Consider the following 23,093-nt stretch of genomic DNA (forward strand, 5'->3'; position numbering starts at 1 on the left):
CTACGGGGTGCCCGACTCGACCCGGTCCCGCGCCCCACGGGTCGGCAGGGCGAGGGTGCGGTCGAGGAGAGGCGACCCGCGCTGTGGCACAGTGTCCGTCATGGGTCCGGTCCGCACCGAGTTGATGTGGCAGTCCGTCGTCGATGCCGTGGATCTGACCGGTTCAGGCGATCGACTCGACGTGCTGGACCTCGGCGGTGGCACGGGAGGTGACGCCGTACGCCTTGCGGCACTCGGTCACCGGGTCACGGTCGTCGACCCCAGCCCCGACGCGCTTGCGTCCCTGCATCGACGTGGAGTCGACGCCGGGCTCGCCGAGGGCGTCACTGGCGTGCTGGGCGACGCGGACGACCTGCTTGATCACCTCTCACCGGCCTCGTTCGATCTGGTCGTGTGCCACGGCGTCATTGAGTACGTCGACGACCCCGGCCAGGCCTTGTCGATGATCGCCACGGTGCTCCGGCCAGGAGGCCACGTCAGCGTCGTGGCAGCCGGCCGCAATGCGGCTGTCGCGGCCCGCGCACTGGCTGGTGACTTCGTGACAGCGCAGGCGCTTCTGGGTCGCACGTCCGACACGTGGGACGTGCGTACGATGGGCCCGCGCCGCTTCGTCGTGGCCGAGCTGGCCGACCTCCTGACCGCTCACGGATTCGCGCCGGTGTCGACGACGGGCCTGCGGATCTTTGCCGATCTTGTGCCCAGTGCGCTGGTCGACACCGAGCCCGGCGCGAGGGATGCGCTGTACGCCCTCGAGCGCCTCCTGAGCACCTCAGCGGACTTCACAGCACTTTCGGCTGGTCTGCACACGATCGCGCGCCTAGACTTGTCATCAGCAACATCCGATCCAGGAGGCAAACGTGCCGCTATCTGACGAAGAGGCCAGGCTGCTGCACCAGCTCGAGCAGTCGTTGGCAGCCGAAGACCCCGACTTTGCGTCGACCCTTCGCGGGTCCAAGTTCATGGCACGCAACCGGCGCGTCGCAGTGCTGGCCATCCTCGGCTTCCTCGGCGGGATCGTTCTGCTGTTTGCCGGCGCGGTGTCGGCGATGACCTGGCTCGGTGTCGTGGGATTTGTCGCGATGCTCGGCGCGGCCTACTTGTTCATGAATGCCTGGAAGCGCGGCATCGGCGGGCGCGACGAAGAACCAGCCGCTAGCTCACCGAGCAAGCCCGGCAGCAGCAAGCAGGCCGGGACGTTCGTCGATCGCATGGAAGAGCGCTGGCAGCGTCGCCAGGACGGCGACGACCGCTAGATCTGCCCCACTTCCCTCCACTTCCACCTGAACCGCCCCCTCGGGGGCGGTTTTTCTTTGCCCTGACGGGGATTCCTCGCTCCTCCATGTCGTGGGGCGCCGGCATCATATTCGGCCGAATCGTGCTCATTTGGCGTGCCAAGTGGGGGATCGTGGGGTATGGTGGGGCGAAATGGAGGACCTGACCGGCGGTGAGGAGAAGCGAGGTGAACCCGGATGTCTCAAATTTCTTCGGCACCTACACCCCGCGCCTGGACGACAAGAGTCGGTTGTTCCTCCCGGCCAAGTTCAGGCCGCGCCTCGAGAACGGCATCGTGCTCACCCGTGGGCAGGAGAACTGCATCTACGGCTGGACGACCGAGAGCTTCAACGCCTTCACCGACCGGGTGCGCGACACGCCGTTCACCAACCAGGCGGCTCGCAACTTCACTCGCATGTTCTTCTCCGGCGCCTCGTCGGAGGTGCCGGACAAGCAGGGCCGAATCTCGATCCCGCCGGTTCTGCGGGACTGGGCCCAGCTCGACCGCGACTGCACGGTCGTCGGGGCGATGGACCGCATCGAGATTTGGGACTCGGGCCGATGGACCGAGTTCTCGAATGCACAAGAGGGTCCGTTCGCGGACATGTCAGAGGAAGTGATGCCCGGCATCTTCTGACGTTCGTGCGGCGAGATCTGCGCCCGCACGGTTCTGACATCACTTCCCCGGTGTCAGACCCGGCGGTCGCGGATCTGGCCACACGACACCAGCCGGGCACCAACACGATGAGGACGAGGGACATGACGATCGACACGAGCCGCAGGCGCGTACGGCACGAGGTTGCCGACGGCATCGCGCTCATGGCGTTCTCACTCGGCACGTCGATCGCCCTGGCCGTCGTGACAGCGCTCGTCCTGGGCCTGCTGTGAACGAGGCAAGTCACGTCCCGGTGCTGCTGGATCGAGTCCTTGACGTCCTCGCGCCAGCCGTCACGGTCGAGCGGCCCGTCGTGGTCGACGCAACTCTTGGCCTGGGTGGGCACGCCGAGGCCATGCTGGAACGGTTTCCCGACCTGCACGTCATCGGCATCGATCGCGATCCGGAGGCGCTTGCCCGTGCCGCCGCGCGCCTGGCTCCCTACGGGGATCGGGTGACCTTCGCCCACGCCGTCTACGACGAGATCACCGAGGTCGTGGCCGATGCCGGCTTCCGGCGCGTCTCGGCAGTCCTGTTCGACCTCGGGGTCTCCTCGATGCAGCTCGACCTCGCCGATCGTGGCTTTGCCTACTCCCAGGACGCACCGCTGGACATGCGGATGAACCCGGAGGACGAGCTCACGGCCGCAGGCATTCTCAACACCTACACGTCACGGGAGATCTCGAAGGTCCTGCGGGAGTACGGCGAGGAGAAGTTCGCCAAGCGCATCGCCGATGCCGTGGTCGCCGAGCGTGCACGCGAGCCGTTCACCAACAGCGCCCGACTCGTGGACCTGATTCGTACGTCGATTCCGGCCGCTGCTCGTCGCACTGGCGGCAATCCTGCCAAGCGGACGTTCCAGGCGCTGCGCATCGAGGTCAATGACGAGCTTGGTGTCTACCGGCGTGCACTGCCTGCTGCCTTGGAGGTGCTGGCTCCCGGCGGACGAGTCGTCGTGCTGGCCTACCACTCGCTCGAGGATCGGATCACCAAGCGTGCGCTCACCGAGATCACAACGACCGATGTGCCACGCGACCTGCCGTTCGTGCCCGAGGGGCACGAGGCCCGCTACCGGCTCGTGACCCGCGGGGCCGAGATGGCCACCGAGGCCGAGATCGAAGCCAACTCCCGCGCCCGGTCGGTCCGGCTGCGTGTCGCCGAACGGATCACGCTATGAACGTCCCTTCGAACAGTGAGAGGGACGGGGCATGAGCCCACAGCTGGCCCGTACGGCCACCACCTCAGCAGCCCCGCGCTTCTCTCCCGAGAGCGCGAAGCAGGCCGGCCTCCGACTGGTGCGGCCGGTCCGCAGTCGGGCCCGCAAGGCCCCGTTCGTCGTCGTGGTCCTGGCGATCTTGTCGGCGGGGCTGGTCGGTCTCATCCTCATGAGCACGGTCCTGCAGGCACAGTCGTTCGAGGCCCAGAAGCTCAATCGCCAGGCCGCCGAGCTGGAGACCCAGCAGCAGGCCCTGTCTCGTGAGGTCGACAAGTTGCAGAGCCCGGCGAATGTCGCACGGCGCGCCATCCAGCAGGGGATGGTGCCCAACACCAACCCCGCATTCATCCGACTCTCTGACGGCAAGGTGCTCGGCAAGCCCGTGCCGGCCGCGGCAGGCAGCAGCAACATCAGGAGCGTGACGCCGTGAGCCCCAGCAAGTCCGTGTCCCGACGTCGCCTCCGGGTGTGTCTGGCCATGGTGATCGGTGTCTTCGGTGTCTTCGGGGCCCGGCTCTTCCAGATCCAGGGGCTCGACGCGAGCGCGTACGCGGCGATGTCGGTCGCGGCCGGCACGGCCAAGAGCACGGTGCCGGCGCCGCGCGGAGCGATCCTCGACCGCAACGGTGCCGAGCTGGCATCGAGCGTCGACGGCCTGACGTTGACCGCGGACCCCAAGATGACTGCCGAGAACGCTCCACAGATCGCACGGATACTGAGCCAGAAGCTCGGCACCGAGATCGACTACTTCGACACGATCGACAAGCTGCGCACCCCCGACTCCCGGTTCGTCTACCTGGCGCGCGATCTTCCGGCCTGGACCGGGAAGAAGGCGCTGACAGCGATCTCCGACGCTGGACTGACGGGTGTCTTCAGCGAGAAGGAGACGCTCCGGACCTACCCGGGCGGCCGCCTCGCAGCGAACCTCCTCGGCTACGTCAACGGCGCGGGCACGGGTGTTGCCGGCGTCGAGGCGAAGTACGACAAGACCCTGACCGGTACCGACGGCTCCAGCACGTACGAGGTCTCTCCCAGCGGCCAGCGGATCCCGATGGCCGACAGCGCCGTGACCGAGATGGTGCCCGGCAAGGACGTCACGACCACGATCGACCGCGACCTGCAGTGGTACGCCGACCAGCGGCTGGCCGACGCGGTACGCGAGTCGAGCTCGGACTGGGGGCTGGCGCTCACGATGGACACCAAGACCTGCCAGATCGTGCAGATGTCCCAGGCGCCAACGTTCAACCCCGACGACCGCACCGACATGCAGGACTCGAAGACCGTGTCGCGGGCCGTGCAGACCGTCTTCGAGCCCGGCAGCGTCATGAAGACCATCACGATGGCCGCGCTCGCAGACCAGGGCAAAATCACCTCGGACACTCCGATCGTCGTGCCGTCGGGCATGAAGATCGACAACTTCAACATCGGCGACTACTGGGAGCACGGGACGCTGCACCTCACGGCCGCCGGCGTCATCGCGAAGTCCTCCAACCTCGGCACGATCGTCGCGGCCCAGCAGATGAGTGACTCGACGATGTACGACTACCTGCGCAAGTTCGGCTTCGGGGAGACCTCGGGCGTCAGCCTTCCGGGCGAGTCCAAGGGCATCCTCAGCAACGGCAAGGACTGGACCAAGGCCAATCACGCGACGATCTCCTTTGGTCAGGGCATCTCGGTCACCGCGATGCAGATGATGCGGTCCGTCGGGGCGATCGCGAATGCCGGCAAGATGTGCGAGCCATCGGTCGTCAGCGGCACGGTCGACGCCGACGGTGACACGACTTCCGTGCCCAGTGCGCCGAGCAAGCGGGTCGTCTCCGAGGACGCCGCATCGACCGTGACCCGCATGATGGAGGCCGTGACGGCACCCGACGGCACCGCACCCGCGGCGGCCATCGAGGGCTACCGGGTGGCCGGCAAGACCGGAACCGCGTGGCGGGTGGACCCGGCGACCGGGCGCTACATCCGCGGCCAGAACACGGTGTCGTTCATGGGCTTCGCCCCCGCCGACAACCCGCGGTTCCTGACCTACATCGTGCTCGACAAGCCGTACAGCAACGCCGGTGGTGGCTCGACCGCCGCGCCGGTCTTCCACGACATCATGTCGATGGCACTGGAGCGTTTCGGCGTGGCGCCGACCGGTTCCAAGAGCCCCAAGGTCGAACAGACCTGGTAAGAGGTGCGTGCTTCGCACGCGCGCGGACTCGTTCCTCGTCCGCTTCCGCGGCTTCGCCGCGGTCTCTTGTCCGGCTGCGCCGGACCTGTGGTCGCGAAACATCCGGCGGCCGGGTCGCTAGGGGTTTCTGGGTCGGTAGGGTCGGGGGGTGACCGAGCAGATGCGCGTACGCCCGACGCAGACCCCACGGTGGACGCTGACCGCACTGGCCGCAGAGCTCGATGCGACGGCCACGGCGGAGGCCACGGTCACGGGGATCTCGCTCAACACCCGACACCTCGAGCCGGGTGACCTCTATGCGGCGCTGCCGGGCGCCACGGCACACGGAGCATCGTTCGCCGGGGTCGCCCGCGAGCTCGGCGCCAGCGCGGTCCTGACCGATCCCGAGGGTGCTGCGATCGCCGAGGGGCTCCCCACGATCGTCGTCGAGGACCCGCGTCGAGCCCTGGCCAGGCTCAGCAGCACGTTCTACGACGATCCCAGCAGTTCCTTCACGACGCTGGGGGTCACCGGCACGCAAGGCAAGACGACCACGACGTACCTCGCCGAGGCGGCGCTGGGTGAGCACGTGTCGGCGATCGTCGGCACGATCGGCACCCGGATCGGTCGGGTCCCTGCCGCATCGACGCTCACGACGCCGGAGTCTCCGCAGCTCCAGGCGCTGTTCGCGGTCATGCGGGAGGAGGCCGTCGAGCTGTGCGCCATGGAGGTCTCGAGCCATGCCCTGGTGCAGGGCCGGGTCGACGGCTTCCTGTTCGACGTCGCAGTGTTCCTCAATCTCGGGCGTGACCACCTCGACTTCCACCACGATCTCGAGGACTACTTCCTGGCCAAGGCCGCCCTGTTCACGACCGAGCACGCCCGGCAGGCTGTCATCAACGTCGACGACGCCCACGGACGACGCCTGCGTGAGCTGACGCCGCTGCCCGTCACGACGTTCTCGACCGATGGCAACGCGGCCGACTGGCGAGCGGTCAACATCCGCCCGCACCGCCTCGGCACGGATCTGGAGGTCCTGGGGCCCGGTGACCTGGCGCTCGAGCTCTCGGTGCCGTTGCCCGGCGTCTTCAACGTCTCGAATGCCCTGGCCGTGATCGCCGGGCTCTCCGCGGCTGGCTACGACCCCGTGGACCTGGCGGCCGGCATCGCGGCAAGCACCGGAGTCCCGGGACGCATGGAGCGAGTCGAGGCCGGACAGGCGTTCACCGCCATCATCGACTACGCACACAAGCCTGACGCCGTCACCGCGGTCCTGAGTGCCCTGCGGCCGGTCACCGCCGGACGACTGATCGTCGTGATCGGCGCCGGGGGCGACCGCGACCACGGCAAGCGTCCGCTGATGGGTCAGGCCGCAGCCCTGCACGCCGATGTCGTGATCGTGACGGACGACAATCCCCGCACCGAGCCGCCCGCTGCGATCCGCGCAGCGGTCCTCGAGGGCGCTGCGGCCGGTCCGGGAGTCGCCATCGAGGTGCCGGGACGCCGTGAGGCCATCGCGCACGCTGTTGCCATGGCCCATCTCGGTGACACCGTCGTGGTGGCGGGCAAGGGCCATGAGCTCGGCCAGGAGGCTGACGGAGTCGTCGCGCCATTCGACGACCGCGAGGTCCTCGTCGGGCTGATTGGTGAGTCGGCATGATCCCGCTCTCGCTCCGGGACATCGCCGTCGCGACGGGCGGCGTCGTGAGCGGCGACGAACGCATTGTCGTCGACGCACCCGCGACGGTCGACTCGCGTGCGATCGAGGTCGGCGGCCTGTTCGTCGCGGTGGCCGGAGACCGCGTCGACGGTCACGACTACGTCGAGCAGGCCATGGCAGCGGGCGCCGCAGCCGTTCTCAGCAGTCGTGAGGTCGGGGTTCCATCGGTCGTCGTCGCCAACGTCACCGAGGCCCTGGGCCGCCTGGCCCGTCACGTGCTCGACCTGGCCGAGGACATCACGGTGGTCGCGATCACCGGCTCCAGCGGCAAGACCAGCACCAAGGACCTGTTGGCACAGGTGCTCGAGCCCGAGGGGAGCACCATCGCGACGGTCGGCAACTTCAACAACGAGCTGGGAGTGCCCCTCACAGTCCTGCACGTCGACGAGCTGACCCGATTCCTGGTCGTGGAGATGGGCGCTCGTGGCATCGGTGACATCGCGGCGCTGTGCCGCATCGCCCCGCCGTCCGTCGGGGTCGTGCTCAACGTCGGTCGCGCGCACATCGGCGAGTTCGGCTCGGCGGAGGCCATCGCGCGCACCAAGGGCGAGCTGGTGGAGGCCGTCAACCAGGACGGCGTCGCGGTGCTCAATGCCGACGATGCGCTGGTGCTGGCGATGGCGGAGCGCACCGATGGCGCGATCATGACCTTTGGTGTCGCAGGTGACGTCGAGGTGGCCGATGTCCGCGTCGACGAGTCCGGCTCCCCGCACTTCACTTTGCGCCACGGCGGGCGCAGCGTCGGGGTCCAGGTTCCGTTGATCGGGGAGTACCACGTCGCGAATGCGGCTGCCGCCGCGACGGTCGCGCTGGCCCTGGGGGTCGGGCTGGCCACGATCGCCGGACGCTTCGCCACAGCGCTCCCGCGATCGTCGATGCGGATGGAACGTCATGTGCGCGAGGACGGCGTCGTGATCGTCAACGACGCGTACAACGCCAATCCGGAGTCGATGGCCGCAGCGCTGAGGGCCGTGGCCGCGATCGGCAACGGGCGGGCGGTCGCTGTCCTGGGGGAGATGCTCGAGCTGGGGGACGGCAGCCATGAGGCGCACCGGCAGATCGGCCTTCTCGCCGCCGAGCTCGGTTTTCTCCGTGTCGTGGCGGTTGGCGAGGGAGCTCGGGGGATCGTCGAGGGGGCTGGCGGGATCGCCGTCTCGGTCGACACGGTCGATGTGGCCGTCCACACACTGTCCGCGAGCCTTTCCGGGGACGAGGTCGTACTTGTGAAAGCATCGAGGGGCGGCCGGCTCGAGCGGGTCGCGGACGCCCTGCTGGAGGGCTGACGGCATACTCGTCCGAGCATGCCGAACTGCCCGGGGAAAGGACTCGCGACCCGATGAAGGCCATCCTGATCGCTGGAGCGCTCTCGCTGCTGGGGACCCTGATCGGCACCCGTTTCGCGATCTCGGTGCTGGTGAAGAAGAACTACGGACAGCTGATCCGCGACGACGGACCGACGTCGCACCACACCAAACGCGGCACGCCCACGATGGGCGGACTGGTCATCATCGTGTCGGTGCTGGCGGCGTACTTCATCGCCAAGCTCGCCACACAGACGCAACCCAGCGCCTCGGCGCTGCTGCTGCTGTTCCTGTTCACAGGTCTGGGCGCGATCGGCTTCCTGGACGACTACATCAAGGTCTCCAAGCAACGCAATCTCGGCCTGCGCTCCAAAGCCAAGCTCATCGGTCAGACCCTGGTCGGCCTGATTTTCGCCTGGCTCGCGATCGGCTGGGAGGACGGCACCGGGCGAACGCCGATCACGAACGCGATCTCGTTCACCCGTGACCTCGGGGGCTGGGAGCTGCCGACCTACCTGCTCGTGGTCTGGGTGCTCCTCATGATCGCGGGTGCCAGCAACGGTGTGAACCTGACCGATGGCCTCGACGGACTGGCCACCGGCGCATCGGTCATGGTGTTCGGCGCGTTCGTCATCATCAACATCTGGCAGAGCGGCCAGAACTGTTCCTTCAACCCGGGTCCCAAGTGCTACGAGGTGCGCGATCCGCTCGATCTCGCCGTCGTCGCCTCAGCGTTGACGGGTGCTTGCTTCGGCTTCCTGTGGTGGAACGCCTCGCCGGCCAAGATCTTCATGGGCGACACCGGCTCGTTGTCCCTCGGCGGTGCGATGGCTGGCTTCGCGCTGATGACTCGCACCGAGCTGCTGCTGGTCGTGATCGGTGGCCTGTTCGTCGTGATCACCGCCTCGGTGATCCTGCAGGTCGGCTTCTTCAAGCTCAGCGGGGGCAGGCGTATCTTCCGCATGGCACCCCTTCAGCACCACTTCGAGCTCCTTGGCTGGGCGGAGATCACGATCGTGGTCCGGTTCTGGATCATCGGTGGACTGTGCGTCGCGGCAGGGCTGGGCATCTTCTACGCCGAATGGGTCACCGGAACATGACCCGTCCTGATCCGTTCGCCCTCGGCCGCGAGTCGTCCTGGGCGGGCGTGCGAGCCGTCGTCGGCGGACTCGGCGTGAGTGGCTTCGCCGCCGCGGACACCCTCCAGCATCTCGGCGCCGAGGTCGTCGCGCTCGACGACGGCGACGACGACGCGTTGCAGGAGAAGGCGACCCTGCTCGAGATCCTCGGGGTCGACGTCCGCCTGGGCCCCGGCTCGACGGCCACGCTTCCTGACGGCATCGACCTGCTGGTGACGTCGCCGGGCTGGTCACCCAGCACGCCGATATTGACCGAGGCGATGCTGCGCGGCACGCCGGTGTGGGGTGAGGTCGAGCTCGCCTGGCGCCTGCGCGGCGAGGGCGCGGCCCCATGGCTCGCGGTCACGGGCACGAACGGCAAGACCACGACCGTGCAGATGCTCGAGGCGATCCTGCGTTCGGAGGGTCTCAACGCGCTAGCTGTCGGTAACGTCGGCACGCCCGTGCTCGAGGCAGTCATGAACCCCGACCCCTTCGACGTCCTCGCGGTCGAGCTGTCGAGCTACCAGCTGCACTGGAGCTCGTCGATCTCCGCGCAGGCGAGCGTCGTGCTCAACGTGGCTCCCGACCACCTCGACTGGCACGGTGGTCTGGAGGCATACACCTCGGACAAGGCACGGATCTACGACCGCACGCAGCTCGCGTGCATCTACAACGTGCAGGATCCGGTGACCGAGCACCTGGTCGAGGAGGCTGAGGTCATCGAGGGGTGCCGGGCCATCGGCTTCACGGTCGGCATCCCCGCGCCCGGCATGATCGGGCTGGTCGACGATGCGATCGCCGACCGGGCGTTCATCGCCGGCCGCATCTCCAATGCCGCCGAGCTCGGCAGCATCCACGACCTCTCGCAGGTCGACGGCGAGCTGCCCGCACCCCACACCGTCGCCAACGCGCTTGCCGCTGCGGCGTTGGCCCGGACCCATGGGGTGTCCCCGCGGGCGGTGCGCGACGGGCTTCGCTCGTTCCGTCCCGACGCGCACCGCATCGCCGACGTGGCCTGCGTCGGTGGTGTCCGATGGGTCGACGACTCCAAGGCGACGAACCCGCATGCGGCGACCGCTTCCATCCAGGGCTTCGAGCGCGTTGTCTGGGTTGCCGGTGGACTCGTCAAGGGCGCAGCCTTCGACGAGCTCGTCCTGGCGGTCCGCGACCGGTTGCGGGCCGTGGTGCTGATCGGTGCCGACCGAGCAGTCATCGCCGAGGCGTTGGCGCGACACGCGCCTGACATCCCCGTCGTCGAGGTCGACACCGGGGACACTGATCCCATGGATCGCGTCGTCGAGACTGCCGCATCGCTCGCCTGTGAGGGCGACACCGTGCTGCTGGCTCCCGGTGCCGCGTCCATGGACCAGTTTCGCAACTATGCGGCGCGAGGCGACAGCTTCGCCGCGGCGGTGCACCGGTTGCGCGACGGGGCCTAGACCTTCCTTCCCCGAGGCAGAGGACGACCCATGACGCGGACCGCGACATGACGGCAACCGCCGAGCGACGCTCGCCGGCGATAGTCGAGGCCGCTCGCCGTACGCTCGAGCGCCCGCTGGCGTCGTACCAGCTGGTCCTCGGCACCACTGCGCTCCTGCTCGGACTCGGCCTGATCATGGTGCTCAGCGCGAGCTCGGTGTTCGCGCTGACCAACTACGACAACTCGTTCGCGATCGTCGAGCGGCAGTTGTTCTTCGCCGTGCTCGGTCTGATCGGTGCGTACATCGCTTCTCGGATCCCGCTCAAGCTCCTGCGCAAGCTGATTCTGCCGTTCCTCCTGATCTCGGTGGCGCTGATCGCCGCGACCTTCGTCATCGGCGTCGACGTCAACGGCAACCGCAACTGGCTCGCCCTTCCGGGCGGTTTCCAGCTGCAGCCCTCGGAGTTCGCCAAGCTCGCAGTGGTGCTGTGGATTGCTGACCTCTACGCACGTCGGCAGAAATACCTCGGCACTCCGCGCTTCATCCTGACCCCGATGGTGCCGATCGCTGGTGCCGTGGCGGCGCTGGTCGTCGCGCAGCACGATCTCGGCACGGCCCTGGTGCTCTTCGCGCTGATCGTGGGGATGCTCTGGGTCGCCGGGCTGCCGGCCAAGCAGATGAGCGCGGTCGTCGCGGGCATCTTCGTCGTCCTCGTGTTCTTCGTCGCGACGGCCCCGCACCGCGTTGCCCGGTTGCTCAACTTCACCAACCCGTTGGCCGATCCTGACAATGCCGGTTTCCAGTCGATCCACGCCAGCATGGCGCTGGCCCGGGGCGGCTTCTGGGGTGTGGGCCTGGGCGGCAGCCGACAGAAGTGGGGATCGCTCCCCGAGGCGCACACTGACTTCATCCTCGCGGTGATCGGCGAGGAGCTGGGGCTGCTTGGCACCTTCGTCGTGCTGATCCTGTTCGTCGTGCTGGCTTTCGCGGGCATCCGCATCGCGAGCCGCACGAGGGATCCCTTCGTCCGGTACACCGCGGCCGGCATCACGATCTGGCTCATGGTCCAGGCGGTCATCAACATCGGCATGGTGCTGGGACTGCTTCCGGTGATCGGCCTCCCGCTTCCGCTGATCTCGTACGGCGGCTCAAGCCTGCTGGTGACCCTCGTCGCCTTGGGCGTTCTGATTAACTGTGCCAAGACCGAACCCGGAGCCCGACGCGCACTTGCCGCCGGACGCGCCAGCCGCGCACGGGGCCGGGTCCTACGGAGGAGCTGAAGGTGCGCGCGTTGCTTGCCGGCGGCGGGACCGCGGGGCATACGTCGCCCCTGCTGGCCACTGCCGCAGTCCTGAGCGAGGCCGGGGTCGAGATCACGTGTCTCGGAACCCCCCGGGGCCTCGAGGTGACCCTGATTCCTCAGGCCGGCTACCGGCTGGAGCTGGTGCCGCCGGTCCCACTGCCGCGCCGGCCGGGCAAGGCGCTCGTCCAGGTTCCGGGCAAGCTGCGGGCCGCAGTCAGGGCGACCGGCGAGGTGATCGACCGGGTACGTCCCGACGTCATCGTGGGTTTCGGTGGATACGTGTCCGTCCCGGCCTACCTCGTGGCACGGCGTCGCCACATCCCGCTCGTCGTGCACGAGGGCAATGCCATCCCTGGCATCGCCAACAAGCTTGGCGCGCGATTCACCCAGCACGTGGCGACCAGCTTCCCCGACACCGACCTGCCGCACGCGCGCTACATCGGCCTGCCGATCCGGCGTGAGATCTCCGGGCTCGATCGGGCCGCGCTGCGTGCCGAGGCCCGAGCCCACTTCGGGCTGGATCCCGACCGCCCCACCGTCCTCGTCACAGGTGGGTCGCAAGGCGCACGTCGGATCAACCAGACGCTTTCTGCCGCCGCTCGCGACCTTGCCGAGGCCGGGGTGCAGGTCCTGCACGCTGCCGGTCGGCCCGATGAGGTCGCGCTGCACCCGCGCGCCGGCGATCCGCCGTACGTCGTGCTGCAGTACATCGACCGGATGGACCTTGCGTATGCCGCGGCCGACCTGATCGTCTGCCGGGCCGGCGCCAACACCGTGACGGAGGCCGCAGCCGTCGGGCTGCCGGCCGCCTTCGTGCCCCTACCGATCGGCAACGGTGAGCAGGCCCACAACGCGCACGCTGTCGTGCAGGCCGGGGGAGCGCTGCTGATCGACGACGCCGCGTTGACCCCGGCGTGGATCGACAACGTCGTGATCCCGTTGGTCTGCCACCCGGGTCGGCTCGCCGCGATGTCGAGAGCCGCCGCTGGCATCGTCCCGCGGAACGCCGACGAGCTGCTCGCCGAGATGGTTCAGAAGGCGGCGCGATCGTGAGGATTCCATTCCCCGATGACGTGCCACCGGCCCGATCGCTGGGCTCGGTGCACTTCATCGGCGTCGGCGGGGCAGGGCTGTCGGCCATCGCCCGCATCATGGCCCAGCAGGGGATCGCCGTCAGTGGCAGCGATGCCGCCGAGTCCGCGGTCGTCGAGGCGCTCCGCGCCGAAGGCATCACGTGCTTCGTCGGACATGACGCCGCACACCTGGCCGGCATCGACACCGTGATCGCCTCGACAGCAGTCCGCGAGGACAACCCCGAGGTGGTCGAGGCGCAGCGCCGCGGCCTGCGGCTCTGGCCACGATCTGCCGGGATGCGGTCGCTCATGGCGGACCGACGCACCATCGCTGTTGCCGGCACGCACGGCAAGACAACGACGACCGCGATGCTCGCGTGCGCCCTCATCGCCGCCGGCGCCGAGCCGTCCTTCGCGATCGGGGCCGAGGTCGCCAGCCTGGGCGCCAATGCCCGGCTCGGACGCAGCGACCTCTTCGTTGCCGAGGCGGACGAGAGCGACGGTGCGTTCCTGCACTATTCGCCCCACGCGGCGATCGTCACGAACGTCGATGCGGACCACCTCGACAACTACGGCACCGTCGAGGCGTATGCCGCCGCATTTGATGAGTTCGTGACCTCGATCGACGGCTTCCTCGTCCTGGACGCCGACGACCCGGGCGCTCGGGCGCTGATCGAGCCGGCGCGGGCCCGAGGGATCGAGGTCCTGCGCGTCGGCTTCGGCGAGGACGCCGATCTGAGAGGACGCGACCTGGTCGTCGAGGGCTCCTCCTCGACCTTCTCGGCGTCCCTCCATGGTGTCGACCTCGGACCGGTGCGGCTGGCCGTTCCCGGTGCGCACTATGCCAAGGATGCGTTGCTGGCCCTGGGTGCTGGACTGCTCGACGGCCATCATGGCGACCTGCTCGTGGCCGGGCTTGCGGCCTACTCCGGCGCCAACCGGCGCATGCAGCCCCTCGGCACCGCCGCGGGCGTACGGATCTACGACTCCTACGCCCATCACCCGACCGAGATTCGCGCAGACCTGGCCGCGGCAAGGTCGATCGCGGCGGGGGACCGGCTCGTCGTCGCCTACCAGCCGCACCTGGTCAGTCGGACCCGGCTCTACGGGGTCGAGATGGGCAAGGCCCTGTCGACAGCAGACCGCGTCTTCGTTGCGGACATCTACCTGGCTCGCGAGGATGCCGACCCGGCGGTCACGGCGGCGCTGATCGTCGATGCAGTCGACGGGCCGCCAGCGACCCTGGGTGGTCCCGTGAGCGGCTTGGCGCAGGTTCTCGTGCCGGAGCTGCGATCGGGTGACCTGCTGCTGACCCTCGGGGCCGGTGACATCACGACGGTCGGACCCGCCGTTCTGGCAGCGCTGGGCGACGCCGGGTGAGCGATCAACGCTTCGTGGCTCGTGCCACGGCGCTGCGACAGCGACGCTGGAAACAGGCGGCGATCGCGGTCCTGGGTCTCATAGTCGTCGGGACCCTGGTCTGGATCGTGATGTTCTCGAGCGTCCTCTCGGTGCACAGGGTCGCGGTGGACGGCGAGACCTCGCTGGCGGAGGCCGACATCCGTCGAAAGGCCGATGTGCAGATCGGCCAACCGCTTGCCCGCATCGATGTCGCGACGATCGAGGCCCGCGTGGCGTCGATGGAGCGCGTCCGCACCGTGACGGTGTCCCGTTCGTGGCTGCACACCGTCAAGATCACCGTGGTGGAGCGCAAGCCGGTCGCCTGGATCGCCGTAGGTGGCGCGATCAGGGGGCTGGACCGAGACGGGATCGACTTCCGCACGTACGACAAGGCGCCCAAGGGACTCATCGAGGCGACCGTCACCGAGACCGACACGCGCGGCCGCCAGCAGACCCTGGAGGCCGTCGCGAGCGTCGTCGAGGTCATCGACTCCGAGGAGCCGGCGCTGCGCAAGGTCATGCAGGGCATCAGTGCCGCCAGCAAGGACTCGATCGAGCTTGACCTGACCAAGGGACGCACGGTCGTCTGGGGGAGTCGGGCCGATCCGGGCCACAAGCTCAGCGTCCTCCGGGCGCTGCTGCGCATCGACGCGGTTCGCTACGACGTCAGTGCACCCGACCAGCCGACGACCCGGAAGTAGTCCGCGGTGACGCGCGGCGTGTCGGACCGGGAAGCCCGGCCCGCGCGCGTACCGTTTCACATGAGTCACAGGTTGACATAACTATAAACCTCCACCTCAGGGTTAGAGTTTCCAAATCCCCGGAAAGGGACACACGATGGCGGTACAGAACTACCTCGCCGTGATCAAGGTCGTCGGCATCGGCGGAGGCGGCGTCAACGCCGTCAACCGCATGATCGAGGTGGGGCTCAAGGGTGTCGAGTTCATTGCGATCAACACCGATGCTCAGGCGCTCCTGATGAGCGATGCGGACGTCAAGCTCGATGTTGGGCGCGACTCCACCAGGGGGCTCGGCGCAGGCGCCAACCCCGAGATCGGCAAGCGTGCAGCAGAAGACCACGCCGAGGAGATCGAGGCGGCCATCAAGGGCGCCGACATGGTCTTCGTGACGGCAGGTGAAGGCGGCGGCACAGGCACCGGCGGCGCGCCCGTCGTGGCACGTATCGCCCGCTCGCTGGGCGCGCTGACGATCGGTGTCGTGACCAGGCCGTTCAAGTTTGAGGGCCGCAACCGCTCGGGCCAGGCCGACGCCGGCATCCAGGCGCTGCGCGACGAGGTCGACACCCTCATCGTGATCCCCAACGACCGACTGCTGTCGATCAGTGATCCGAACGTCAGCCTCCTCGACTCCTTCCGACAGGCCGACCAGGTCCTGCACTCGGGCGTCTCGGGCATCACTGACCTGATCACGACTCCCGGCCTGATCAACCTCGATTTCGCCGACGTCAAGTCGGTCATGTCCGACGCCGGGTCCGCACTGATGGGCATCGGCTCGGCCCGCGGTGAGCACCGTGCCGCGGTCGCGGCGGAGAGCGCGGTTTCCAGCCCCCTCCTGGAGGCCTCGATCGAGGGTGCCCGCGGAGTGCTGCTGTCGATCGCCGGCGGCTCTGACCTCGGACTGTTCGAGATCAATGAGGCTGCCGGTCTCGTCGCCGACGCGGTGCATCCGGACGCCAACATCATCTTCGGAGCGGTCATCGACGATGCGCTCGGCGATGAGGTCCGCGTGACTGTCATCGCGGCCGGCTTCGATGGTGGCGAGCCGATGTTGCGTGACGCGACCAAGCCCGCGTTGCTCAAGGAGGTCGAGCGGCCGGCACCTCCCGCTGCCGCTCCGCCGACTGCGCAGACGTTCCTCGCGCCCGATCCGCACCTGGACGGACCGAGGCGGCCCGAGGACGGAGCCGGCAACGTCACGATCCCGCCCGACCCGGTGTCGACCGGATACGGCGACGACCTCGACGTGCCCGACTTCCTCCGCTGAGTTGCTTCACCGTGAGGCGGTCGGGCGGGTCGAGCTGGCCTTCACCGACCGTGAGGGAGGGTTGAGCGAAGGACCGTGGTCCTCGCTCAACCTCGGGACGTCCAACGGCGACGACGCCGAGGTGGTCCAACGCAATCTGGCCCGGGTGGCCGAAGAGATCGGTGTCGACCGGCTGGTTCGGATGACCCAGGTCCACGGTGCGGACGTCGTCTGGGTCGACGAGGTGGCCGAGGGGGAGATCCCGCGGGCCGATGCGCTCCTGAGCGATCAACCCGGTGTGGGCCTGCTGGTGCGGGTCGCCGACTGTGTGCCGATCGTGCTGGTCGACCGGGACAAAGCCATGGCGGGAGTCGTTCACTGCGGCCGAGAGGGACTGGTCAAGGGAATCGTCCCGGCGGCGGTCGCCGCCCTCCGTCAGCGTGGCGCCGAGTCGCTCGAGGCCCGGGTCGGCCCTCGGGCGTGCGGGCGCTGCTACGAGTTGCCGGTCGAGATGGCGGACGCAGTCGGTGCCCTCGTGCCCGAGGCGCGCTCGACGACGTCGTGGGGGACGCCCGCCGTGGATGTGGGTGCTGGCGTCCTGGCACAGCTGCGGACGCTCGGCGTCCCGGCGACCGATCTCGGCGCTGGCGAGTGCACGATCGAGGACGAGCGCTACTTCTCCTACCGCCGGCAGGGGCAGAACTCCGGCCGGTTCGGCGCAGTGGCGGTGGTCAGATGAGCCGCCGAGACGAGATCGCTGCTGGGCTGGCGGAGACCGAGCAGCGCATCGCCGCGGCCTGCGAGGCCGCCGGCCGGGACCGGTCGGAAATCACACTAATCGCCGTCACCAAGACCTATCCGGCCTCCGACGTCGAGCTGTTGACCGGACTCGGGATCACCGACATGGGGGAGAACCGCCACCCGGAGGCAGAGTTGAAGCTCGATGAGCTGCGGGCCGGACGCCAGACTGGCGCCCCGCCGCTGCCGAGGTGCCATTTCCTGGGCGGGCTGCAGACCAACAAGGCCGGCGCCGTCGCGCGGTATGCCGACGTCGTGCACAGCGTCGACCGGGTCAAGCTCGCGAACTCTCTCGCCCGAGGAGCCGAGGCCGCCGGTCGCACCCTGACCTGTCTGGTCCAGGTCGACTTCTCCGCGACGGACCCAGGCCGCTCGGGTGTCGTGCCCGCGGGCATCGCCGATGTGGCGTCGGCCATCGCCGGATCCGCGCACCTCGAGCTGGGTGGCCTGATGACCGTCGCGCCGCTCGGCGAGGACCCCGCGCCACACTTCGCGCACCTCGTGCGGCTGTCCCAGGACCTGCGCGCAGAGCACCCCGAGGCCACGATCATCTCCGCCGGGATGAGCGGGGACTTCGGGGCGGCGATCGACGCCGGCGCGACACACCTGCGTATCGGGCGTTCGATACTCGGTGAGCGTCCTCCGGCGGGGTAATCTCAGTCCTGTCACAACCGATTCACACGACGGAGTTCTCATGGCTGGCGCAATGCGGAAGGTCGGCGAATATCTCGGCCTCGTAGAACAGGCTGACTTCGACGACGAGTTCGATGATGAGATCGACGACCCCACGCCCGTGAGCCGGCAGCCTACTGTCGTGCGCCCGGCGCCCGTGGCGAGCATCGACGACCACCGCCGTTCCGAGCGTCGGCCCGAGCGTCGCGCGTCGACCGCCTCCGACCTCGCGCGCATCGAGACCGTGACCCCGCGCACCTACAACGACGCCCGCACGGTTGGCGAGCACTATCGCTCGGGTGTGCCGGTCATCATGAACCTCTCGGAGATCGATGACGACGACGCCAAGCGCCTGGTCGACTTCGCTGCCGGGCTCGTATTTGCCGTCCACGGGTCGATCAACCGTGTCACCGCCAAGGTCTTCCTCCTGTCGCCCGAGAACATCTCGGTGACGGACGAGGACAAGCAGCGCATCGCTGCCGGCGGCTTCTTCAACCAGAGCTGACGCATGGAGCTGGTTGGCGGCATTCTCGACTTCATCCTCCTGCTCGCCATCATCTTCCTGATTGCCAGGTTCGTCCTGGACTGGGTGCAGATGCTGGCCCGCAGCTGGCGTCCCCGAGGGCTGGTGCTCGTGTTCTGCGAGGGCCTGTACTCGGTGACCGACCCGCCGTTGCGCTCCGTGCGCCGGCTGATGCCGCCGTTGCGCCTCGGCGCGGTCATGCTCGACCTGTCGCCGATGATCCTGTTGATCGCGATCTACATCCTGCGCGCGATCGTCCGAGCCATCTTCTTCTGAGAGTCCGCCAAGAGTGTTCGGCGCCACCCGCAGACTTGGGGGACTCCTGTGGCAGAAGTGATGATCGGCAGAGTACGGTGGAGACTCAAAGTCCCTAGGACTAACCCCAACCCCGAGGTGTACTCATGCCATTGACGCCAGAGGACGTGCGTAACAAGCGTTTTACGCCTGTCCGTCTTCGCGAGGGCTATGACATGGGCGAAGTGGATCAGTTCCTCGACGAGGTCGAGGCAGAACTCGAGCGTCTGACGGTCGAGAACGAAGAACTTCGCGCCAAGGTAGCTGCCGCATCAACCGGTGAACCCACTGGTCTCATCCCTGCAGTCTCGGCGGCCGCCCCGGCCCCGCAGCCCGCTCCGACCCCTGCCGTGCAGGAGCCTGTGCAGCAGTACACGCCCCCGCCTGCACCCGAGCCCGAGCCTGAGCCCGTCCAGGTTGCGCCTGTCGTCGCCCCGGTCCCTGTGCGCGCCTCGATGGGCGATGCCTCGTCCGCTGCGGCGCGTCTGCTCGAGATCGCTTCCACCAACGCCGACCAGCTCATGGACGCGGCCAAGGAAGAGGCCGACCGCATCGTGGGTGAGGCTCGCGCCAAGGCTGAGCGTCTGACCAACGAGTCCCGCGGCAAGGCCGATCGCCTCGAGACCGATGCTCGCATCCGCGCGCAGAAGCTCGACGACGAGACCAACGAGCGCCGCCAGCAGGCTGTCGCGACCATCGAGCGGGATCGCTACGAGATCCAGCGCGAGGTCGAGCACCTGCGGGCCTACGAGCGTGAATACCGCGCCCGGCTCAAGAACTACTTCCAGAGCCAGCTCGACCAGCTCGCGGCCAACGAGAGCACGTCCAGCTCGCAGCCGGTCCAGACACCTGCGGAGGCTGGCCCGCGCCGTCTTCGTTCGCTGCTGGGCGACGACGAGACCTACTGATCGTCAGGCAGCACCCGCAGACAGCTTTGACAGAACGGCCCGCCTCCCAGGAGGCGGGCCGTTCTGTCGTGTCTCACCCAGCCAAGTGTGCACTCGGCGGGAGGTGAAGCTCAGACCTTGGCGAGGTCGAAGGCCAGGCCTAGGTCGGTGTCGACCGACTGAGCCGCGCCGGCCGTCTCGGCGATCGAGGTCGCCAGGACCTCGTCGGCGATCAGCGTTTCGTGGGTTCGCAGGGCCTCGGCCAGCGGCCCGGTGGCCGACCACGCAAGCGTGATGCGGTCGCCGACGTCAAGGCCTGAGCTCTTGCGTGCCTCCTGGATGACCCGGATGGCCTCGCGTGCGAGACCAGCCATCCGCAGGGCATCGTCGAGCTCGAGATCGAGCGCGACGGTCTCACCCTGGTCGTTGACGACCGACCAACCCTCACGGGGCCGCTCGGAGATGATCACGTCGTCCGGCCCGATGTCGACCGGCGAGCCGTCGACGTCGACCGTGGTCGTGCCGCTGTCCGCCAACGCGGTGGCGATCGCGCCAGCGTCTGCGCCGGCGATCGCTGCCGCGACCTGCGGGGTGTCCTTGCCAAAACGCTTGCCGAGATTGCGGAAGTTGGCCTTGGCCGAGTGTTCGACGAGTTCAGCTCCGGCGTCGGCCATCGACTCCAGGGTGCCGACGTTGAGCTCTTCGCACACCTGACCGCGCAGGTCCTCGCCGAGCTCGTGCCAGGCGCCGGAGGCAACCAGGGCGCGCCGCAGCGGCTGGCGGGTGCGGACCTTGGCCTCAGCACGTGCTGCCCGGCCGAGCTCGGTCACCCGGCGAGCCAGATCGACACGCGCTCCCAGCCCCGTGACGATCAGTGACTCGTCGGCGACCGGCCACTGCGCGAGGTGCACGGATGCCGCGGCACCCGGGGTGACCGGCACGATGACGTCTTGCCACACCCGCTCGGCTATGAACGGCGTCAGGGGAGCGAGCAGCCTGGTCAGCACCTCGAGGGTCTCGTGCAGCGTCGCGAAGGCCGCGGTGTCGCCGCGCCAGAACCGACGGCGGGAGCGACGGACGTACCAGTTGGACATGTCGTCGATGAAGCTCGCGAGCCGGGCGCCGGCGACCTGGGTGTCGAACCTCTCAAGGGCAGCCGTGACGTCGCGGGTCAGCGTGTGGAGCTCGGAGAGCAGCCACTGGTCGAGGACCTCACGCTCCGCGACGGGCGGCACCTCTCCGGTCGTGGGCGTCCAGCCCTCGGTGCCGGCATAGAGCACGTGGAAGGCCGTCGTGTTCCAGTACGTCAGCAGGACCTTGCGCACGATCTCGCTGAGGGCCGTGTGCCCGATCCGGCGAGGTGACCACGGCGAGCCAGAGCACGCCATGAACCAGCGCAGCGCGTCGGCGCCGTGCTCCTCCATGAGTGGCATCGGCAACAGGATGTTGCCGAGGTGCTTGCTCATCTTCTTGCCGTCCTCGGCCAGGATGTGGCCGAGGCAGACGACGTTCTCGTACGAGCTCTCGTCGAACACCAGGGTGCCGACGGCCATCAGCGAGTAGAACCAGCCACGGGTCTGGTCGATCGCCTCACAGATGTATTGCGCAGGGTAGGCCTGCTCGAACTTCTCCTTCGAACCAGGCGCGTGGGGGTAGCCCCACTGTGCGAAGGGCATCGAGCCGGAGTCGAACCACGCGTCGATGACATCGGGCACCCTGCGGTAGGTGCCGTCCTCGCCGTCCTTGGTGAACGTGACGTCGTCGATGTACGGGCGGTGCGGGTCGAGGTCGGCCAGGTCGCGGCCGGTCAGCTCCGAAAGCTCGGCAAGGGAGGCGACGCACACGAGCCGGCTGGGATCGGCGTCATTGCGCCAGATCGGCAGCGGTGTTCCCCAGTAGCGGCTGCGTGACAGCGACCAGTCGATGTTGTTCGTGAGCCAGTCGCCGAAGCGTCCGTTCTTGATCGTCTCGGGGAACCAGTTGGTGTCGGCATTTTCGGCCAGCAGCCGGTCCTTGACGGCTGTCGTCCGGATGTACCAGGCCGGCAGGGCGTAGTACATCAGCGGCGTGTGGCAGCGCCAGCAGTGCGGGTATGAGTGCTCGTACGCCAGCTCGTTGAACATCAGGCCGCGGGCCGTGAGGTCGTCGGCCAGCACTCGGTCGGCGGTCTTGAAGAACTGTCCGCCGACGAGCGGCACATCGGCCTCGAAGTGCCCGTCCGCCGTGATCGGGTTGACCACCGGCAGGTCGTACGCCTTGCAGACGGTCATGTCGTCCGCGCCGAATGCAGGGGACTGGTGCACCAGCCCGGTGCCATCCTCGGTCGTCACGTAGTCGCCGAGGACCACGATGTGCGCGGGCGACGGGAACTCGATGAGCTCGAATGGGCGCTGGTAGGTCCAACGTTCCATGTCACGGCCGATGAAGGACTCGCCTGTCGCGGTCCACGCCTCGCCGAGGGCCTCGGCCAGCAGGGGCTCGGCGACGATCAGGGTCTCGTTGCCGTCGGTCGCCAGGACGTACGTGACGTCGGGGTTGACCGCGACCGCGGTGTTGGAGACCAACGTCCACGGCGTCGTGGTCCACACCAGCATCGACGCCCGGCCCGCGTAGGGGCCCGAGGTCAGCGGGAAACGTACGTAGACGGACGGATCGGTGATGGTCTCGTAGCCCTGGGCCAGCTCGTGGTCGGACAGCGTCGTGCCACAGCGCGGGCAGTAGGGGGCGACCCGGAAGTCCTCGGTCAGCAGGCCCTTGTCAAAGATCGTGGACAGTGCCCACCAGACGCTCTCGACGTACGACGGCTCCATCGTGCGGTAGGGGTGGGCCATGTCGACCCAGTAGCCCATCCGGTCGGTCATCTCCTCGAACAGGTCCACGTTGCGGACGACTGCTTCGCGGCACTTCTCGTTGAACGCCGCGATGCCGTACGCCTCGATGTCGGGCTTGCCGTTGAAGCCCAGCTCCTTCTCGACCGCGATCTCGACCGGCAGGCCGTGGCAGTCCCAGCCGGCCTTGCGGTCGACGTGATAGCCCTGCATGGTCTTGAACCGTGGGAACACGTCCTTGAAGACTCGAGCCTCGACGTGGTGCGTCCCGGGCGTGCCATTGGCCGTCGGGGGGCCCTCGTAGAACGTCCAGCGGGGGGCATCTGCCGGGGTGTCGAGGCTCGCGGCGAAGGTGCCCTGCTCGGACCAGAGCTCGAGGATCTGGTGCTCCAACGCCGGTAGATCGACATGGGCAGGTACGGGGCGATAGGACGCGTGCGAAGTCACACGCTCAATTCTACGGGTGAGGTT

22 protein-coding genes are annotated in these 23,093 nt (G+C 68.2%); 21 read left to right on the plus strand and 1 reads right to left on the minus strand.

Going from position 1 to position 23,093, the window contains the following annotated elements:
• Positions 1 to 100 precede the first annotated feature (100 nt).
• The 21 genes from C6I20_RS05640 (at position 101) to C6I20_RS05735 (ending at position 19,815) form a co-directional block, all read left to right on the plus strand.
• Positions 101 to 871: a bifunctional 2-polyprenyl-6-hydroxyphenol methylase/3-demethylubiquinol 3-O-methyltransferase UbiG gene (locus C6I20_RS05640; protein WP_162891149.1), complete on the plus strand. Its 771-nt coding sequence runs from the start codon at positions 101 to 103 to the stop codon at positions 869 to 871.
• On the plus strand, positions 858 to 1,253 hold the full coding sequence (locus C6I20_RS05645; RefSeq protein WP_118395068.1) for a DUF3040 domain-containing protein: 396 nt from the start codon (positions 858 to 860) through the stop codon (positions 1,251 to 1,253). The genes C6I20_RS05640 and C6I20_RS05645 overlap by 14 nt, the downstream gene beginning before the upstream one ends.
• A gap of 206 nt (positions 1,254 to 1,459) precedes the next feature.
• Positions 1,460 to 1,909 carry a division/cell wall cluster transcriptional repressor MraZ gene (gene mraZ, locus C6I20_RS05650; RefSeq protein WP_118395069.1) on the plus strand — a complete coding sequence of 150 codons (450 nt, stop codon included), beginning with the start codon at positions 1,460 to 1,462 and terminating at the stop codon, positions 1,907 to 1,909.
• 122 nt (positions 1,910 to 2,031) lie between these two features.
• Positions 2,032 to 2,160, plus strand: coding sequence for a hypothetical protein (locus tag C6I20_RS17715; RefSeq protein WP_256372166.1), 129 nt, complete (start codon positions 2,032 to 2,034; stop codon positions 2,158 to 2,160).
• Positions 2,157 to 3,104 (plus strand): 16S rRNA (cytosine(1402)-N(4))-methyltransferase RsmH, encoded by a 948-nt coding sequence (gene rsmH / locus C6I20_RS05655; RefSeq protein ID WP_118395070.1) that lies wholly within the window; start codon positions 2,157 to 2,159, stop codon positions 3,102 to 3,104. Before C6I20_RS17715 ends, rsmH begins: the two co-directional genes overlap by 4 nt.
• Before the next feature lie 31 nt (positions 3,105 to 3,135).
• Positions 3,136 to 3,573, plus strand: coding sequence for a hypothetical protein (locus tag C6I20_RS05660; protein WP_118395071.1), 438 nt, complete (start codon positions 3,136 to 3,138; stop codon positions 3,571 to 3,573).
• On the plus strand, positions 3,570 to 5,318 hold the full coding sequence (locus tag C6I20_RS05665) for a penicillin-binding protein 2 (RefSeq protein ID WP_162891150.1): 1,749 nt from the start codon (positions 3,570 to 3,572) through the stop codon (positions 5,316 to 5,318). The genes C6I20_RS05660 and C6I20_RS05665 overlap by 4 nt, the downstream gene beginning before the upstream one ends.
• 160 nt (positions 5,319 to 5,478) lie before the next feature.
• Positions 5,479 to 6,957 carry a UDP-N-acetylmuramoyl-L-alanyl-D-glutamate--2,6-diaminopimelate ligase gene (locus C6I20_RS05670; protein WP_118398627.1) on the plus strand — a complete coding sequence of 493 codons (1,479 nt, stop codon included), beginning with the start codon at positions 5,479 to 5,481 and terminating at the stop codon, positions 6,955 to 6,957.
• Complete coding sequence (murF, locus tag C6I20_RS05675) at positions 6,954 to 8,300, plus strand: UDP-N-acetylmuramoyl-tripeptide--D-alanyl-D-alanine ligase (RefSeq protein ID WP_118395073.1); 1,347 nt, start codon at positions 6,954 to 6,956, stop codon at positions 8,298 to 8,300. Before C6I20_RS05670 ends, murF begins: the two co-directional genes overlap by 4 nt.
• A gap of 53 nt (positions 8,301 to 8,353) precedes the next feature.
• The gene (mraY, locus tag C6I20_RS05680) at positions 8,354 to 9,418 is read left to right on the plus strand and encodes a phospho-N-acetylmuramoyl-pentapeptide-transferase (RefSeq protein ID WP_118395074.1); all 1,065 of its coding nucleotides are present in this window, start codon (positions 8,354 to 8,356) and stop codon (positions 9,416 to 9,418) included.
• Entirely contained in the window at positions 9,415 to 10,878 is a 1,464-nt protein-coding gene (gene murD, locus C6I20_RS05685; RefSeq protein ID WP_118395075.1) for a UDP-N-acetylmuramoyl-L-alanine--D-glutamate ligase, read from the plus strand. Before mraY ends, murD begins: the two co-directional genes overlap by 4 nt.
• 47 nt (positions 10,879 to 10,925) lie before the next feature.
• Positions 10,926 to 12,140, plus strand: a complete 1,215-nt coding sequence (gene ftsW, locus C6I20_RS05690; RefSeq protein WP_118395076.1) for a putative lipid II flippase FtsW — start codon at positions 10,926 to 10,928, stop codon at positions 12,138 to 12,140.
• A gap of 2 nt (positions 12,141 to 12,142) precedes the next feature.
• Positions 12,143 to 13,216: an undecaprenyldiphospho-muramoylpentapeptide beta-N-acetylglucosaminyltransferase gene (gene murG / locus C6I20_RS05695; protein ID WP_118395077.1), complete on the plus strand. Its 1,074-nt coding sequence runs from the start codon at positions 12,143 to 12,145 to the stop codon at positions 13,214 to 13,216.
• Positions 13,213 to 14,616 (plus strand): UDP-N-acetylmuramate--L-alanine ligase, encoded by a 1,404-nt coding sequence (murC, locus tag C6I20_RS05700; protein ID WP_118395078.1) that lies wholly within the window; start codon positions 13,213 to 13,215, stop codon positions 14,614 to 14,616. Before murG ends, murC begins: the two co-directional genes overlap by 4 nt.
• Positions 14,613 to 15,338: a cell division protein FtsQ/DivIB gene (locus C6I20_RS05705; RefSeq protein WP_118395079.1), complete on the plus strand. Its 726-nt coding sequence runs from the start codon at positions 14,613 to 14,615 to the stop codon at positions 15,336 to 15,338. The genes murC and C6I20_RS05705 overlap by 4 nt, the downstream gene beginning before the upstream one ends.
• A gap of 136 nt (positions 15,339 to 15,474) precedes the next feature.
• A complete protein-coding gene (gene ftsZ, locus C6I20_RS05710; RefSeq protein ID WP_118395080.1) occupies positions 15,475 to 16,641 on the plus strand; it encodes a cell division protein FtsZ in 1,167 nt (388 codons plus the stop codon).
• Position 16,642: 1 nt separating this feature from the next.
• Complete coding sequence (locus C6I20_RS05715; RefSeq protein WP_118395081.1) at positions 16,643 to 17,359, plus strand: polyphenol oxidase family protein; 717 nt, start codon at positions 16,643 to 16,645, stop codon at positions 17,357 to 17,359.
• On the plus strand, positions 17,356 to 18,072 hold the full coding sequence (locus C6I20_RS05720) for a YggS family pyridoxal phosphate-dependent enzyme (protein WP_118395082.1): 717 nt from the start codon (positions 17,356 to 17,358) through the stop codon (positions 18,070 to 18,072). The genes C6I20_RS05715 and C6I20_RS05720 overlap by 4 nt, the downstream gene beginning before the upstream one ends.
• Before the next feature lie 40 nt (positions 18,073 to 18,112).
• A complete protein-coding gene (locus C6I20_RS05725) occupies positions 18,113 to 18,595 on the plus strand; it encodes a cell division protein SepF (protein WP_118395083.1) in 483 nt (160 codons plus the stop codon).
• 3 nt (positions 18,596 to 18,598) lie between these two features.
• Positions 18,599 to 18,889: a YggT family protein gene (locus C6I20_RS05730; RefSeq protein ID WP_118395084.1), complete on the plus strand. Its 291-nt coding sequence runs from the start codon at positions 18,599 to 18,601 to the stop codon at positions 18,887 to 18,889.
• Positions 18,890 to 19,014: 125 nt separating this feature from the next.
• Positions 19,015 to 19,815, plus strand: a complete 801-nt coding sequence (locus C6I20_RS05735) for a DivIVA domain-containing protein (RefSeq protein ID WP_118395085.1) — start codon at positions 19,015 to 19,017, stop codon at positions 19,813 to 19,815.
• Positions 19,816 to 19,925: 110 nt separating this feature from the next.
• Here C6I20_RS05735 and ileS read toward each other — a convergent pair whose 3' ends face one another.
• Complete coding sequence (ileS, locus tag C6I20_RS05740) at positions 19,926 to 23,069, minus strand: isoleucine--tRNA ligase (protein ID WP_118395086.1); 3,144 nt, start codon at positions 23,067 to 23,069, stop codon at positions 19,926 to 19,928.
• Positions 23,070 to 23,093: the final 24 nt, after the last annotated feature.

This window comes from Aeromicrobium sp. A1-2 (assembly GCF_003443875.1).
GTDB lineage: Bacteria > Actinomycetota > Actinomycetes > Propionibacteriales > Nocardioidaceae > Aeromicrobium.

What these genes read in the sequence shown, in the direction of transcription:
- C6I20_RS05725 (WP_118395083.1), top strand. Translation starts at nt 18,113, where the DNA reads ATGGCTGGCGCAATGCGGAAGGTCGGCGAATATCTCGGCCTCGTAGAA.
- murD (WP_118395075.1), top strand. Translation starts at nt 9,415, where the DNA reads ATGACCCGTCCTGATCCGTTCGCCCTCGGCCGCGAGTCGTCCTGGGCG.
- ftsW (WP_118395076.1), top strand. Translation starts at nt 10,926, where the DNA reads ATGACGGCAACCGCCGAGCGACGCTCGCCGGCGATAGTCGAGGCCGCT.
- C6I20_RS05730 (WP_118395084.1), top strand. Translation starts at nt 18,599, where the DNA reads ATGGAGCTGGTTGGCGGCATTCTCGACTTCATCCTCCTGCTCGCCATC.
- C6I20_RS05660 (WP_118395071.1), top strand. Translation starts at nt 3,136, where the DNA reads ATGAGCCCACAGCTGGCCCGTACGGCCACCACCTCAGCAGCCCCGCGC.
- C6I20_RS05720 (WP_118395082.1), top strand. Translation starts at nt 17,356, where the DNA reads ATGAGCCGCCGAGACGAGATCGCTGCTGGGCTGGCGGAGACCGAGCAG.
- C6I20_RS05670 (WP_118398627.1), top strand. Translation starts at nt 5,479, where the DNA reads ATGCGCGTACGCCCGACGCAGACCCCACGGTGGACGCTGACCGCACTG.
- C6I20_RS17715 (WP_256372166.1), top strand. Translation starts at nt 2,032, where the DNA reads ATGACGATCGACACGAGCCGCAGGCGCGTACGGCACGAGGTTGCCGAC.
- ftsZ (WP_118395080.1), top strand. Translation starts at nt 15,475, where the DNA reads ATGGCGGTACAGAACTACCTCGCCGTGATCAAGGTCGTCGGCATCGGC.
- murF (WP_118395073.1), top strand. Translation starts at nt 6,954, where the DNA reads ATGATCCCGCTCTCGCTCCGGGACATCGCCGTCGCGACGGGCGGCGTC.
- C6I20_RS05640 (WP_162891149.1), top strand. Translation starts at nt 101, where the DNA reads ATGGGTCCGGTCCGCACCGAGTTGATGTGGCAGTCCGTCGTCGATGCC.
- mraY (WP_118395074.1), top strand. Translation starts at nt 8,354, where the DNA reads ATGAAGGCCATCCTGATCGCTGGAGCGCTCTCGCTGCTGGGGACCCTG.
- C6I20_RS05735 (WP_118395085.1), top strand. Translation starts at nt 19,015, where the DNA reads ATGCCATTGACGCCAGAGGACGTGCGTAACAAGCGTTTTACGCCTGTC.